This is a genomic window from Paenibacillus sp. FSL W7-1332, assembly GCF_037969785.1.
GTDB lineage: Bacteria > Bacillota > Bacilli > Paenibacillales > Paenibacillaceae > Paenibacillus_AQ.
Genome location: NZ_CP150209.1, coordinates 1,169,428 through 1,184,388, shown reverse-complemented (window position 1 = coordinate 1,184,388; position 14,961 = coordinate 1,169,428). Strand labels below are relative to the sequence as shown.

General features: G+C 50.9%; 12 protein-coding genes. 3 read left to right on the top strand and 9 right to left on the bottom strand.

Annotated features, from left to right (window positions below):
• Positions 1–65: 65 nt before the first annotated feature.
• The 7 genes from MKX98_RS05080 to MKX98_RS05050 all read right to left on the bottom strand — a co-directional run bounded on the left by MKX98_RS05080 (position 66) and on the right by MKX98_RS05050 (position 7,583).
• On the bottom strand, positions 66–1,436 hold the full coding sequence (locus MKX98_RS05080; RefSeq protein ID WP_194540995.1) for a sugar ABC transporter substrate-binding protein: 1,371 nt from the start codon (positions 1,434–1,436) through the stop codon (positions 66–68).
• Positions 1,437–1,585: 149 nt separating this feature from the next.
• On the bottom strand, positions 1,586–2,425 hold the full coding sequence (locus MKX98_RS05075; protein WP_113061534.1) for a carbohydrate ABC transporter permease: 840 nt from the start codon (positions 2,423–2,425) through the stop codon (positions 1,586–1,588).
• Between the two features lie 15 nt (positions 2,426–2,440).
• A complete protein-coding gene (locus MKX98_RS05070) occupies positions 2,441–3,388 on the bottom strand; it encodes a sugar ABC transporter permease (RefSeq protein ID WP_339221774.1) in 948 nt (315 codons plus the stop codon).
• 146 nt (positions 3,389–3,534) lie between these two features.
• A complete protein-coding gene (locus tag MKX98_RS05065) occupies positions 3,535–4,149 on the bottom strand; it encodes an alpha/beta hydrolase (RefSeq protein ID WP_339221773.1) in 615 nt (204 codons plus the stop codon).
• A 489-nt stretch (positions 4,150–4,638) separates the two neighbouring features.
• Complete coding sequence (locus tag MKX98_RS05060) at positions 4,639–5,346, bottom strand: PIG-L family deacetylase (RefSeq protein WP_194540991.1); 708 nt, start codon at positions 5,344–5,346, stop codon at positions 4,639–4,641.
• A gap of 35 nt (positions 5,347–5,381) precedes the next feature.
• Positions 5,382–6,338, bottom strand: coding sequence for a GNAT family N-acetyltransferase (locus tag MKX98_RS05055; RefSeq protein WP_339221770.1), 957 nt, complete (start codon positions 6,336–6,338; stop codon positions 5,382–5,384).
• A gap of 99 nt (positions 6,339–6,437) precedes the next feature.
• Complete coding sequence (locus MKX98_RS05050) at positions 6,438–7,583, bottom strand: serine hydrolase domain-containing protein (protein ID WP_339221768.1); 1,146 nt, start codon at positions 7,581–7,583, stop codon at positions 6,438–6,440.
• Between the two features lie 436 nt (positions 7,584–8,019).
• On the opposite strand from MKX98_RS05050, the gene MKX98_RS05045 reads away from it, so the two are divergent.
• Positions 8,020–10,161, top strand: a complete 2,142-nt coding sequence (locus MKX98_RS05045) for an alpha-amylase family glycosyl hydrolase (RefSeq protein ID WP_339221767.1) — start codon at positions 8,020–8,022, stop codon at positions 10,159–10,161.
• An 824-nt stretch (positions 10,162–10,985) separates the two neighbouring features.
• Here MKX98_RS05045 and MKX98_RS05040 read toward each other — a convergent pair.
• Together MKX98_RS05040 and MKX98_RS05035 are read right to left on the bottom strand one after the other, a co-directional pair.
• A complete protein-coding gene (locus MKX98_RS05040) occupies positions 10,986–12,413 on the bottom strand; it encodes a HAMP domain-containing sensor histidine kinase (protein ID WP_339221765.1) in 1,428 nt (475 codons plus the stop codon).
• Entirely contained in the window at positions 12,413–13,126 is a 714-nt protein-coding gene (locus tag MKX98_RS05035; RefSeq protein ID WP_194540986.1) for a response regulator transcription factor, read from the bottom strand. Before MKX98_RS05035 ends, MKX98_RS05040 begins: the two co-directional genes overlap by 1 nt.
• 161 nt (positions 13,127–13,287) lie before the next feature.
• Here MKX98_RS05035 and MKX98_RS05030 point away from each other — a divergent pair, with 161 nt between their 5' ends.
• Both MKX98_RS05030 and MKX98_RS05025 read left to right on the top strand, forming a co-directional pair.
• Positions 13,288–14,205: an ABC transporter ATP-binding protein gene (locus MKX98_RS05030; RefSeq protein ID WP_339221764.1), complete on the top strand. Its 918-nt coding sequence runs from the start codon at positions 13,288–13,290 to the stop codon at positions 14,203–14,205.
• Positions 14,202–14,954, top strand: a complete 753-nt coding sequence (locus MKX98_RS05025; protein WP_339221763.1) for an ABC transporter permease — start codon at positions 14,202–14,204, stop codon at positions 14,952–14,954. The genes MKX98_RS05030 and MKX98_RS05025 overlap by 4 nt, the downstream gene beginning before the upstream one ends.
• The last annotated feature ends 7 nt before the right edge of the window (positions 14,955–14,961 follow it).

Sequence of the window (14,961 nt, the reverse complement as noted above, 5' to 3'; positions counted from 1 at the left end):
ATGTACGCGAATTCAAAAAAAGGGACGAAGAATTCCGTCCCGATTTTTTTGTCTATTATACCAGATCATTTTTTGTTGGATTCTATAATTTTGTTCACTCGCTCCTGCGAATTCGCAACGGTCTGGTCGATATCCTGATTGCCCAGGATCAGCTTCTCATACTCCTCGTTCACCGCCTCGTACACTTCCGCCTGATAAGGTGCCGGAGGCACGATGGCAGAGGCCTTCGAAGCGACCAAGGTGTCCACAAGCGATTTCTTGTCTACCTTCTCTGGACTCTTCGTGGCCGACAGAATGGTGTCGATGATCTCTTCCACCTGTTCGGTTTTCACCTGCTGCCAGGCCGGAATGTTCTTGCCCTGCACGATTTGCCCTTCCGTTGTGTACCAGCGGACGAATTTATAAGCTTCTTCCTTATGCTTGGACTTGGCCGCCACCGCCACGTAATCCGTGGTTACCGGCGTAAGCCCCGTTGGATCGCCTTTCTCGTTTTTCGGGAATGGGGCAACGGCGACATTGAAGTCCAGCGGCACTTTATCCGTTCCTCCGATCTCCGTGTTCATCCAGCTGCCAATCGTGATCATGCTCGCGGATTGATTGAAGAATTGCGTCCGGTAATTCAGCTTCTGGGAGATCATGTCCGTGTACGGCACCGAGGATTGGTCCTCCTTCTCCATCCGTACGCGCAGCTCCAGCGTCTTCCTGAAGGTCGGGTTATCCAGATTGGAAGAGCCGTCGGCCTTCAAATAATCGGTATCTTGAGGCTGATTTGCCATCATCAGCTTCAGAAACTCCAGCCATCCTCCCCCTTGCGGACCATGGAAGTATGTTCCGTAGCGCTTTGACGCTCCTTCGCCTTGGGTCAATTTTTTGGCATAATCCGCATATTCGTCCCAGGTCCAGTCCGTCGGAACCGGCAGCCCCGCTTCCTCCAGATGATCCTTGTTCAGCAGCACATACCACGGGTTGAACTTGCCGGGCAGCGCGTAGACCTTGCCGTCGAGGCGGGTATCTACTTTATAATCCGTTTCCACGCTGTAGCCGTCCTTCGCGATAAAGTCATCCAGCGGCTCGGCCATGCCGAGCGCCACCCGCTGCGCGTAACCCGCCGGATCGCTGAACATCAGAATGTCCATCTGGGCCGAGGATGCCGCCTCCAGGTCGAGCTTCTTGAACGCCTCCTGCGTATCCCCCTTCTCGCTGAGCTGGACCAGCTCAATGGTCACGCCCGGCGTTGCCTCTTCATAGGCTTGGATCGTTTTCTTCCAATTGTAAGCTTCCTCCGTGCCATAGGTGTACAGCCTCAGATTGGTCTTGCCCCCGCCTTGTTCGGAACCCTCTTGCGCCGCATTCTCCTTCGCTCCGCCGCAGCCGGACAGCAGGCCGATTACCATTGCAGCCGTGAGAACGCCTGACCACCATTTCTTGTTCATCATTGTCTATAACCCTCCCCATTGATATCGGTATGTAAGGTCGTGACGATTCTAGCTGTAACTATCCCCATTATATAGAGCGCTTACATCTTAACCATAAAACAATCTTTACTGATGTTGGAACTATTTTTACCCCATTCATTCCCGGGCTCTTAACCCTTGACCCCGCCCAGCGCGATGCCCTCGATGACACTCTTCTGGCCGATGATAAAAACGATCAGCAGCGGGAAGATCGCCGACACGGCAGCAGCCATAATCAGGGAATAGAATTCTCCGCTCAAGGACGTGAATTTCTGCATCGCCAGCGGAATCGTGAACAGCCGGTCCGTCCGCAGGAAGATGAGCGGATTCTGATAATCGTTCCACGTCCAGATGAAACGCAGGATCGCATACGTGGCAACAGCGGGCTTCACCAGCGGCAGTGCAATCGACCAGAAGATTCGCGGATGGTTCGCGCCGTCGATTTTGGCGGATTCGATGAATTCCTGATGCACGCCCATGAAGAATTGCCTGAGCATAAACGTTCCGAGCACGCTGAAGCTTCCCAGCATAATGAGGCCGAAATGGTTATCAAACAGCCCGATGTTGCGGTACAAAATAAACTGCGGGATCAGGATGGCCTGGCCGGGAATCATGTAGGTCACCAGCACGATGATGAACAGCCAATTGCCGGCGGCAAACCGGATTTTGGAGAAGCCGTAGGCCGCCAGGGCGGATACCATGGCCGAGATGATTGTGGTCAGTATGCTGACCTTGATCGAGTTCCAGTAATAGAGATAGAAAGGATAATCGCCGAACCATACCTCCTTATAATTCTCGATGGCGTTCCACTCCCGCGGAATCCACTGGATCGGATATACGAATACGTCTTTCTCCACCTTAAAGGATGTAACCAGCATCCATATAAAAGGAAGGAGAAACAGAATGCTCACCGCGAACATCGCGATCGTAACGATGAGCTTGCGCCAGTCGACGCCAACTCTTGTCCCCATATAGCGCCCTCCCTCCTAGTAGTTGACCCACTTCTTCTGAGCAGCCCACTGACCCAGCGTAATCAGCATGACAAAACCGAACAGAACCGCGGCAATGGACGATGCGTAACCAACCTTCAGGTTGACGAATGCCGTATCGTATAAATACCAGACCATCATGGTTGTCGATCCAATCGGTCCGCCTTGGGTCATAACAGCAATGATATCAAAGACCTTAAACGTGGAGATGACGCCCGTCACCAGCAGGAAAAATGACGTTGGCGACAGCAGGGGCAGCGTAATGCGTCTGAACTTGGTCCACCCGTTCGCTCCATCGATATCCGCCGCCTCGTACAGATCCTTCGGAATGGACTGCAGCCCGGCGATATAGATAATCAGATTGAAGCCGATGGAAATCCAAATCAATATCAGCATGATGGAAATCAGCGCGAAATTCGGATCTGCGATCCACTTGGGCGGATCAGATATCCCGAGCGTCCGGAGGATTTCGTTGATCGGCCCGTAGGACGGCTGGAAGAGCACCTGCCATACGACGGCCACCGCCACGATGTTGGATATGTAGGGCATGAAGTAGGCCACTTTAAAATAGCCCTTCATATAGACAAACCGGTCGATCAGGATGGCCAGCACCATCGAGATTATCATGTAGACCGGAACCGTCAAGAGAAACAAGATGTTGTTGCGCACCGACTTGATAAACATGTCATCCTCCAGCAGCTGGCGGAAGTTCTGAAACCCGACCCACTGGATGCCATCCCAGCCTTGCACGAAATTCCAATCGGCAAAACCCAGCACGAGCGTAGCCAATATCGGAAACAACACCAATATGATGACGCCGATCAGCATCGGGCTTACGAATGCGATCCCCCATAGGTTCTCACCCCGCTGCAAGGATCCCCGGGATCTGTGTCCCCGCGCAGGCTGGGTGCCATGCTTCTTCATCGTCTCCATTGTCTGTGCCATGTCGGACCCCCCTCGATTCTTATTCGATGGGTTAAGTATAAAAAAAATACCGCCAGCGTTTTGACGGTATTTTGATCATATTCGCTTTCATTTTTACTTATTAGGTAAGGAATGCATGGTGCTTGTATATCATGGCATCCTTGGTATTAGAGGAACTTCGCCTTAAACCAGGCAGCGGCCATCCCAACCTCTGCACGGCTCAGCTGATGCCCCCCGTTCTCCCAATGCAGCTTCACGTCCGCCCCTGCTGCACTTAGCATTTCATTCAGGTCCTCGCTCTCCTGCGGGGTGCACATCGGATCGTGACGACCGGCCGCGATGAAGACGGGAATGCCAGTCAAATCCGGTAAGGCCTTATCCCGCAGCGGAACCATCGGATGGTGGAGGATAGCCCCTTGCAGCGCATCTCCCTCGTGGAACAGCAGGCTTGCGGCAATGTTGGCGCCGTTCGAATAACCAACCGCTACGATACGGCTGCGGTCAAAACTGTATTCGGCGGCTGCCCAATTCAGGAATTCATTCAGGTCCTGCGTGCGTTTCACGAGATCCTCTACGTCGAATACGCCTTCAGCGAGACGACGGAAAAATCTTGGCATGCCGTTCTCCAGAACATTTCCGCGGACGCCGAGCACATTCGATGCGGGCGAGATCATCTCGGCCAGCGGCAGCAAATCCTCCTCATTCCCTCCGGTACCGTGCAGCAATAGTAAGGTTGGTGCCTCCGGAGAAGTTCCTTGGCGGTAAATATGCGTATGTTCCATGTGTATTGTCTCCTTTCGATTGGTTATATGGTTAGATTCCGTATACAACGAATGTTAGATTTCCCTTGAATAGCCCAATAGGACCATAGGCTACCCTAAAAATCACATTATAAACTAGGCTGCAATCCCTCTAGAGACTGCGCTGGAATCCCTTATTAATATCTTAAATTTAAGATTCTTTAAATACATAATACCACGGAATTATAAAAATGCAACAGCATCCCTTCCGCATCCCGGTCAGAGTTGCACTCGGACATGCTTTGTCGCCAGTTTCCTCAGCCTTTGACAAATGAAAAGAGAGGAAGCCTCCATATGGAAGACTTCCTCTCCTGTTTGTATTCTCTATATGATTCCGTACGTGTTCCCCCGTAACATCACTCATTATATCAAAAGATAGGTATAATGTCAGTGGATGTTTTGGCATTTCTCACAATTTTTTTGTGATTTCATTAGGTATTATTCCAGTTGTCTGGATGTAAAAGCATATAATTAGAAAAACTGTAATCGTTTAGTCAACGCACCTCTCGGCACGGCAAAGGCTTGTGCCCGCTTGAAGTTCACCGGAGCCCCCCTCACAATCGTGAGCGCTTTGTAATATTCGATAAACGGGAAGCCGTACGTTTCCCCACGCGCATAAGCATACACGTTCATGGCTCTCACCCAAGTTTCATAGGCTTCGTCCGGAATATCGATAAACACCTCAGGGTGAAAATCGTACGGGTCCTCCCAATTGTCCGCATAGAACAATTGCTGGGCATAATGGGCCGGAAGCTCTCGTTCAATCGTCTTCAGCCCTGCATAGAAGCGGGCGTCCTCCACAATGTAATGGGTATTGGAGTGGTCCTTGTGGATGCTCTCCTTCCAATGCGTGATGATGATATCGGGCTTCACTTCCCGTATGACGTCCGCTACCTGATATTTCACTTCCTCATTGAGCGGCAGCTCGGCATCCTTGTAAGCAAGGAAACGGACATCCGCGCCAACGATATCGGCAAATTGGTGAGCTTCGTCAATCTTCTGCTTCGCGTACTCCTCCGGCGTCAGACGGGGGTGTCCTTTCTCCCCTGGCGTTAAGTGAAGAAACGTTGCTTTGTGGCCAGCTTGTGTGTATTTGGCGATCACGGCGCCCGCCGTAAGATCCATATCGCCCGCATGTCCGCCAATCGCCAAAATATGATGCTGCTTTGCTTCCGTCAAATCGGATCTCCCCTTTGTATGGAAAATAGTAGAGTCTATTGAAGCATTTTGCTCATAATATCGAACCGGCGCGTCACATGAAATCCGGCCTTGCGGTACAGATGCCCTGCCGGGCTTTGTTCGCCCGTCCAGAGGAACCAGGCTCCATGCAGCCCCTGCGCCCGCATGAGGGCGAGGCAATCATATAACAGAATTTTCCCCAACCCCTTCCCTTGCATCGACGGGTCCACGCCAAACGGACCAAATCGTTCAGCCACGCCTTCATATCCGTTATGCAGGCAGAATCCCACCAGCTTTCCTTGATCGCGCGCGATCAGGATCTGATCTGTTGTTAATCGCTGCAGCAATCCATCGCGAATCGCCCGGCCCCAATCCGGGTTAAACACGTCCGTCGCAAAATCGATCAGCTCCACCAAATCGCTGTCCTGAGCCAGCATGAAGGTGAAGCCTTCTTGCTCACGCTGCCGCTTTAATTCCGCAACCTCCGGCGGCATACGAAAATCGACCAGGGAGCGATCCATCGCAACCGCCGTATAATTGCGGGTAAAGCCGCTTGCCGCAAGCCACGCCAAGCCCTCCGGATAGCGCTCGCCATCGATTCCAGGAACGATATAATTCGGGGCATACGAGGAGAAAAAGACTTTGCTGCGTCCATGATCGCGAAGATAGTCTTCGCCGTCCTGCAGCAGCCGCGATGCCACCCCCTGTCTCCGAACCGATGGATCGGTATAGAAGAAGGTGATCCACCCGCGATCCGGCTCCAGTTCGGTTCCGATCATCGGCAGCCTCCGGCGTACCGCATACAGTACGCCTACCAAGCGGCCCTCCTGCTCCGCAATCCGCAGTCCTTGCCGATCAAAGTTCGGATCAAGCAGCACCAAGTTCCGAAAGCGAAGCCGAGTCATGGGATCTCCCGGTAGACAGGCATTCCACAGGGTAGTGATAGCGTCTTCGTCTCCAGGCCGGTAAGCCCTGTAGGCCAAACTCATCATTGCATATTCCCTCCTTATTGTCGTAATGCTTCAGATTTGCTTGGATTCGCTTCCATTGCCGCGAAACGATGCCGAATCGAACGACGACTCATTCCCATCTCACCATGCCACGGCTCCCGTCAATGCGTTGTGGACTTGGGCCCGCAGCTGGGCCACGCTGCTGCTCCGTCCCCCGTATACGCGGTTTGTCAGCAGTACGACCGCGAGATCCAGCTCGGGATCAATCCACATGCTGGTTCCGGTAAATCCGGTATGTCCGTAACAGCCCGGACCCATCCAATCACCCGAAGCGTCCATTTTATCCCCTTTCAGTACCCACCCCAGGCCACGGTTGGAGCCATGAATATGCCCCGTATGGGTACGAGTAGCCGTAATCGCCGCCGCCCTGGATAAGACGCGGAATTCGCCGCCTCCTGTCTCTGGCCTCACCGTTGCCGGGATCGCCCCTTGTGCCAGCCACATTCGGGCGTATTGCAGCAGATCGCCTGCGGTCGCAAACAGGCCAGCATGACCGCATACACCACCCAAGGCCCGTGCCTTCTCGTCATGCACAATTCCGCAAAGATGATCCTGGATGGTATCCTCAATCTCCGTTGCTGCATAGCGGCCGGCCTGTTCCGGCGCAGGAGTCAGCGTCGCATGACGCATGCCGAGCGGATCCAACACCCGTTCCTTTACTGCCTGCTCTAAAGACATTCCCAGGACCTTCTCAATCATACAGCCAAGCGCCAAATATCCCAGATCACTGTAAATCACTTCGGTATCCGGCTTGGTCACGAGCGGTGCGGAAAGAACGGCATCCCACATCTGCTCCCTACCCCAGCCCTGCGAATGCAGGTTCATGTCCGCCTGGAGCCCGGAGGTATGCGTGAGCAGCTGTCCTACCGTAAGCTCTTCTTTAGTGGCCGTTCCGAATGGAGGCAGAATGTTACTCACTTTTGTGCTTAAGGTCAAGACTCCCTCATCGATCAATTGCAGAATCAACGGGAGTGTAACCACCACCTTCGTTAAGGACGCACAATCGTATAACGTATCCTTGCTGACCGGCACAGGCTGACCCTGCTTTGGTCTGGGGTTGGCATAACCGGCACTATAAAACCACTGCTTGCCTTCATGCATGACACCCAACACGGCACCCGGCGTCGTACCCGCGTCTATTTCGCGTTCAATGGCGGTGCACGCCGCCTTCACTCCCTTGATTCCCAAGCCCAGCTGCTCTGCACCGGCTTCCGCGCTGCTCGCCATCCCATCTTCCCTCCTTTGCTGCAAGTCCTTAAGTTTGGAATACTAAATAACAGACACATCATTTAACTCCACAGTACCTTTGAAAATGTAAACGTTTCCTAAACCTATTATATGGTCTGTAAAATTTTGTTTCAATATAAATTAAGTATTATAAAATTTAATTTCATCGCATCCCACTTAAATTTTCCTTTTATTTGGATATAATATATTGACACTTGAATACGCTTCCATTTACAATATTGTTGAAATCAAACACTCGCATAATTTAAGGGCCATGCATTCCGTCACCGCACACCCGGTATGGAACAACCCCGGTTTCTCTACAGGAGATTCCGGGGTTTTTTGTTGCCCGATTTAGTATGGGAGGTGAAACTCAAGCAGCCGATAAGCTAGTAAAACCAGCCTTCTCTATATCAGCTACATAGGAGGAATTACGATGAAAAAGTTTTACAAACTGACAACTTCTCTTGCCCTTAGCTTGTCCCTGGCCTTGAGCCTTCTCGGCCCTGCTCATGCGGCCCCGGATACTTCGGTATCCAATAAACAAAATTTCAGCACGGATGTCATTTATCAAATCTTTACGGACCGTTTCTCCGACGGCAATGCGGCCAACAACCCAACCGGACCTGCCTTTGACGGTACCTGTACCAATCTGAGGCTATACTGCGGCGGTGACTGGCAAGGGATCATTAACAAAATCAACGACGGCTACCTGACCGGCATGGGCGTTACCGCCATTTGGATCTCCCAGCCTGTTGAGAACATCTACAGCGTCATCAACTATTCCGGCGTGAACAATACCGCTTATCACGGCTATTGGGCCAGAGATTTCAAGAAAACGAACCCGGCTTACGGCACGATCGCCGATTTCCAGAATCTCATCGCAGCCGCTCATGCCAAGAACATCAAAGTCATCATCGACTTCGCACCGAACCACACCTCTCCCGCTTCCTCGGACCAGCCTTCATTCGCGGAGAACGGCAAGCTGTACAACAACGGCACCCTGCTCGGCGGATACACGGGCGATACACAGAATTTGTTTCATCATAACGGAGGCACCGATTTCTCAACAACAGAGAACGGGATTTACAAAAACCTGTACGACCTTGCCGACCTGAATCACAATAACAGCACCGTGGATACCTACCTGAAGGACGCCATCAAAATGTGGCTCGATCTGGGCATTGACGGCATTCGAATGGACGCGGTGAAGCATATGCCATTTGGCTGGCAGAAGAGTTTCATGGCTACCGTCAACAACTACAAGCCGGTCTTCACCTTCGGCGAATGGTTCCTCGGCGTGAACGAAGTAAGTGCCGAGAACCATAAGTTCGCCAACGAATCCGGCATGAGCCTGCTGGACTTCCGTTTCGCGCAGAAGGTACGCCAGGTATTCAGGGATAACACCGACAATATGTATGGTCTGAAGTCCATGTTGGAGGGCTCGGCAACCGATTACGCGCAGGTGGAGGATCAGGTCACGTTCATCGATAACCATGACATGGAACGCTTCCACAATAACAGCGCGAACCGCCGTAAGCTGGAGCAAGCGCTGGCCTTCACGCTCACTTCCCGCGGCGTGCCGGCCATCTATTACGGAACCGAGCAATACATGTCCGGCGGCAACGACCCTGACAACCGGGCACGAATTCCTTCTTTCTCCACGACGACGACCGCTTACCAAGTAATTAAAAAGCTGGCGCCACTACGCAAATCCAATCCGGCCATCGCCTATGGAACGACCCAAGAGCGCTGGATCAACAATGATGTGCTGATCTATGAACGCAAATTCGGCAGCAACGTGGCGCTTATCGCTGTAAACCGCAACGTGAATACGCCGGCCTCCATTACGGGATTGGCGACTTCATTGCCTGCCGGCAGCTATGCCGACGTGCTGGGCGGACTTCTGAACGGCAACAGCTTGACTGTTGGCACAGGCGGAGCAGCTTCCAACTTTACGCTCGCTGCGGGCGGTACGGCCGTATGGCAATATACCACAGCCGTGACTTCGCCAACGATCGGGCACGTAGGACCGATGATGGCCAAACCAGGCGCAACCATCACCATTGACGGCCGCGGTTTCGGCGCAACCAAAGGCACGGTATACTTCGGCTCAACGGCCGTAACAGGCACTAACATTACGGCATGGGAGGACACGCAGATCAAAGTGAAGATCCCTGCGGTAGCCGGTGGTGTATATAACATCAAAGTCGCCAATAGCGCTGGCACTTCAAGCAATGTACACGACAACTTCGAAGTGCTGACAGGGGATCAAGTCAGCGTCCGGTTTGTGGTGAACAATGCCACCACCGCGCTCGGACAAAACGTGTACCTGGCTGGCAGCGTAAGCGAGCTCGGCAATTGGGATCCTGCCAAAGCCATCGGACCGTTGTACAACCAGGTCATCTACCAATACCCAACCTGGTACTATGACGTCAGCGTACCGGCAGGTAAAACCATCGAATTCAAATTCCTGAAAAAACAAGGCTCGACGGTAACGTGGGAAGGCGGCTCGAACCATACCTTCACCGCTCCAACCAGCGGCACAGCCACCATTAACGTGAACTGGCAGCCGTAAATCCATAAAAACGCACCATTCCTTTGCTGCTCCGGCTAACGGCACAACCACCATGAATGGGTATAGCCGCCGACCATAAGTCTTTACCGAAGAGCAGCACCTTAACAAAACCAGCTCCGGGACAGTTCCCGGAGCTGGTTTTAATTCATGCAGGTTAATAGTTCCAGCAGGCAGTAGCCCGTTACGCACGAAGCACCTCAACATCCCCTCTCCACCTGCACGAGCGATTCCCAAAGGGAGAGCGTCCCAGCAGGCAGTAACTCAACAAGCGCACGAGGTAACTCACGCTCCCTCGCTAATCCCAGCACTCCCGAGTAACACGCCTACCAGCAAAAAACTTTCTATAGGACCATGTTCTGATCCCCCGACATTGCCGAAACACTACATAAACGAATAGAACGATCATCTAAAATAACCATGCAAGACTGTGGCCACCTCCCCTTTGTCGAGGCACCTCATCAATTCAATCATGTAGTTCTTGATTTTCTCGAAAAGGTTTGAAGCCTTTTGATTCTACTGGAACTTGGATATATGAAAGCAGAATGAAACGGACTAGCGTGACTAGTCCGTTTCTGTTTGTTCATGGTTATGTCTTTTGGATTTATTCCTGGAAATGCTGATGGAAGTTTTAATCAGTGCAAAGATTGCCGTCAAAGTTCGATGAACAGCAGAAGCGGAACATTTAAAACAGCTTCATAATCAAACGCGGGATATAGAGTATCACATCCATTATAAAAGTGGCGGCCATCTCAAATCGCTCCAATTTGGATCTTCCGCGCCAGCTCATCTTGATCTCCACCTCATTTCAATTGGATTTATGGGTCTCATCGATGGCTACCCACTTGCCAATCTTCCACTGTTTCATTCTGCGACTGCAGAGGGAATTCCATGATCGCTGTTAGACCTCTTTGGTCCTCACCATTTGCAAGAAGGAGGTGGCCATGATGCGCCTTCGCAATCCTTGCTACCATCGGAAGCCCCAGGCCGTGACCTTGCTGGGCAGGGCGCCTTCTCTTTGCAGAAAAGTACAATTCGGTAATCTCCGCCAATTGCTCTTGAGGGATTCCTCGCCCATCATCCCTTACGATCATGCGATATTGGGAGCGATCTTGGGATAGAGAGGTTTCTATTGTGATTTTGCAGCCCTGCGAGTTATGACGCACACTGTTCTGGACAAGATTGCTGATTGCCCGGAGCAACAATTTCTCATCCCCATAGATCCGAACCGCTTCATCCGCTAGTTTTAATTCAATGTCATACCGGTTATCCAAACCATGATTCAAAAATTCCGTGACAACCTGTCTACCCAGAACCGATAGCCGGATGTACTTCAAGTTCAAAGGCTGCATTTCATATTCAAGCATAGAGACCAGATTCAGATCACTTACCAGTGAGCGCAGCTTCTCGCCTTGGCTCCGGATAATACCGGCCTGATGCCTCTGCTCCTCCGACAAGTCCGATTGATCCTCCATTTCGCTGGCATAACCGAGTATGAGGGAGAGCGGCGTCCGAATATCATGAGAAATCCCGGCAATCCAGTTGGCACGTGCTTCATCCCGTGACTGCAGCGCGGCTGTCTTGTTCTGGAATATCGCTGATGCTGAATTCATGCTCTGGGCCAAATCACCAAATATCCCTTTGGTGTCAAGCTGAACCTCTTGTTCCCTAGCTAAATTGTGGACTCCGTCCACCAGAGGCCGTATCTTTCTGATGAGCCGTGTGCCAATGATAATAGATATCAGTAAGGCCAACGCCAAATTACAAAGTAGCAGCAGCACGATCCGCAGGGGCAACGAGCTTATCCATTCTGCAAGGAAGTCCAATTGATACTTCCAGTGGCTTTCCTTGGGATACCCTACGACCATCAGTCCTTCCTGATGTTCCGATGTATAAACCGGATAATCCTTAAGGTAGTACCGTGAGAACTTGGCTACATCGACTAGATTGTAGAAAGCAGGAACATCATGAGGTAAATGATAATCCCAGATCACATGACCATTTTCACCGAGCAGCATGGCCCAGGCATGATTCTGCTGCAGCAGCTCGGTAGCTTGCCCGTCCAGTTGAAAGCTGTCCTTCTGCATCTCCAAGCCTTGGGTCACTTTCTTAACTATGCCTTCCGGGGACGAGTTCTGGTCATTTTCCGTGAACACTAGCGTGCCTAGTAATACGAAATTAAAAAGAAGCAGAAATAACGAGAACAATAGGGTTGAGGCGACAAACCGCCGTAATATGCGAATAATCCCCTCCACTAACGTATCTCCTTCACCAGCAGCTTATATCCCAGTCCCCTGACGGTGAGTAGATGAATCGGTTTAGAAGGATCCCGCTCGATTTTTTCCCGTACCCGTCTGACATGGACCATCAATGTATTTTCGTATCCGTAGCTGTCATCTCCCCAAACGGCTTGACATAAGGCATCGCTCGTGACGATTCGGCCTTGGTTCTCGTACAATTTCACAAGAATCGCATGTTCCTTTGCCGTCAATGACAGTTCCTTCTGATTCCTGTGCACGACAGCACTCTCGAGGTCTATCGTCTGTTCCCCCAATCGGAAGACAGGCAGACGCTCTGCCACGGGAGAGGAGTAAACCCGCTTCAGTATTGCCATCAGCCGTAATACCAGCTCCCGCGGCAGGAAAGGTTTCACAAGGTAATCATCTGCCCCCAAACCCAGTCCAAGCAATCGATCTTCATCCTCACCTCGCGCGGAAAGAAAAAGAATCGGAATATCTATCAACTGTTTAATGGAAGACAGAAGCGAGAATCCGTCGCCATCAGGCAGCATGACATCAAGAATCGCGATATCCGGTTTACCCTCTCGGCAGATCGACAGAGCCGAAGTACAGTCGCCTGCCATGGAAATACGGTAAAAGCCCTCTTTTCTTAAAAATCGTTCGATCATAATTCTGATTTCCGGTTCATCATCTACAATTAATATTTTTTTGTCTTTTAAATTCTCCATGCCCCATCACCTGAATTTATTATACATGAACAAGGGGATGAGCCGTCTTTTTCAAAATCTATTTAAGGTTAGCGTAAGGTTGTCTAAAGACTGAAGTAAGGTAGATTCTTTATGGTTAAAACGAAGTAGAAATTAAAGACTGGAATGGAGCTGACTTTCTTATGAGTACACTCGCTATTGTGCAAACGCAAAATCTGTCTAAAACATATGGGGCAAATAACAGTGTAAATAAAGTGGATTTACGTGTTCAAGAGGGAGAAATCTATGGTTTTCTGGGCCCAAACGGTGCAGGGAAAACAACGACGCTAAAAATGCTGCTCGGTCTCGTCAAGCCAACGGAAGGGACCATCCATATTTTCGGACAAGACCTGAGCAAACATCGGCCATCCATTCTGCAGCGTACCGGATCGCTGATTGAATCTCCCTCTTATTACGGGCATTTGACCGGGCTTGAGAATATGAAGGTTATGCAGCGCCTTCGGAACGTACCCGATAAAAATGTTCACGAGGCGCTTCGTATTGTGCGGCTGGAAAATCAAAAAAACAAAAAAACGGAACAATATTCGCTGGGAATGAAGCAACGGCTGGGCATCGCGATGGCCCTGCTTGCTTTTCCCAAGCTGCTGATCCTTGATGAGCCGACGAACGGACTTGACCCCGCGGGCATTGGGGAAATTCGGGAGCTCATCAAATCATTGCCTGAACGCTATGGAATCACTGTATTGCTCTCCAGCCATCTCCTCTCGGAGATCGAACAAATCGCTACCTCAGTAGGCATTATTACTCAAGGGAATCTGTTGTATCAGGGGAGTATGGCAAGTTTGAAGCAAAAAAGCAGAAACGCCATTTATATGAAAACCGGGGACAACGCTAAAGCCGAGCAGCTACTACTCACTCAAGGATACAACCCGACACAAAGTGGCAGCCGGCTTGAGCTCTGCACGCTTCAGGATACGGAAGTGGCGGAGATGAACAGGCTGCTTGTTGAACATAAAATCGAAGTCACTCGAATCGAAGAGCAGAAGAAAAGTTTGGAGGATATATTCCTGGAGCTGACAGGAAAGGGGCGGAGCTTGTGATCAAATTGTTAGGGCTGGAGTATTATAAAATCCGTCGCAAAAAAATAGGGATCATGATGATATTATTTCTTGTCATAGAGATGCTGTGGGCTTTTATGTCCATAAGCCGGTCCATTGCGAGCAACCCGGATCACGCCGTGTGGGAATCCGTTTTTTTTAGTATATCATCCATGAATGGTTTGTTTATGCCCATTATGTCGGCTGTTGTTGTCTCACGTATTTGTGATATGGAACATAAGGGATCGACCTGGAAAATGCTTGCTGCTACCAATGTTGGACGCGGACGGCTCTACGCAGCGAAGTATATATGTACCAATAGTCTAGTCCTGTATGGCATCGGGGTACAGGCTTTATTCATAATCGTGATCGGGCTCACAAAGGATTTCCCCGGCTCGCTGCCTAGCGATTTATTATTCCGTTTCGTTGGAGGCACTCTCCTGACGACCCTTGCTGTCACAGCCCTTCAACAGTGGATTTCTTTTGCTATCAAAAATCAGGCTTTTGCGCTGTGTTTGGGCATGCTGGGCGGCTTCATCGGAATGACCGCCGGATTATTTCCGGCTGCTATTCGACATCTTCTTATTTGGTCTTACTATTTGGATCTCAGTCCAGTTACTTATCGATACGCCGAGTCTGCGAGTGTCTATATCGTACAGCCTGAAAGTGTTGGAATCATACTGGGTTCGTTGATCATGACTCTCCTGTTCTATTTCGTGGGGAACTTCCATGTAAGCAGGCAGGAAATCTGAGGAGGAG

Excerpts from the sequence above, each read along its gene's own strand:
- MKX98_RS05080 (WP_194540995.1), bottom strand. The coding sequence starts at position 1,436 with ATGATGAACAAGAAATGGTGGTCAGGCGTTCTCACGGCTGCAATGGTA.
- MKX98_RS05075 (WP_113061534.1), bottom strand. The coding sequence starts at position 2,425 with ATGGGGACAAGAGTTGGCGTCGACTGGCGCAAGCTCATCGTTACGATC.
- MKX98_RS05070 (WP_339221774.1), bottom strand. The coding sequence starts at position 3,388 with ATGGCACAGACAATGGAGACGATGAAGAAGCATGGCACCCAGCCTGCG.
- MKX98_RS05065 (WP_339221773.1), bottom strand. The coding sequence starts at position 4,149 with ATGGAACATACGCATATTTACCGCCAAGGAACTTCTCCGGAGGCACCA.
- MKX98_RS05055 (WP_339221770.1), bottom strand. The coding sequence starts at position 6,338 with ATGATGAGTTTGGCCTACAGGGCTTACCGGCCTGGAGACGAAGACGCT.
- MKX98_RS05050 (WP_339221768.1), bottom strand. The coding sequence starts at position 7,583 with ATGGCGAGCAGCGCGGAAGCCGGTGCAGAGCAGCTGGGCTTGGGAATC.
- MKX98_RS05045 (WP_339221767.1), top strand. The coding sequence starts at position 8,020 with ATGAAAAAGTTTTACAAACTGACAACTTCTCTTGCCCTTAGCTTGTCC.
- MKX98_RS05035 (WP_194540986.1), bottom strand. The coding sequence starts at position 13,126 with ATGGAGAATTTAAAAGACAAAAAAATATTAATTGTAGATGATGAACCG.
- MKX98_RS05030 (WP_339221764.1), top strand. The coding sequence starts at position 13,288 with ATGAGTACACTCGCTATTGTGCAAACGCAAAATCTGTCTAAAACATAT.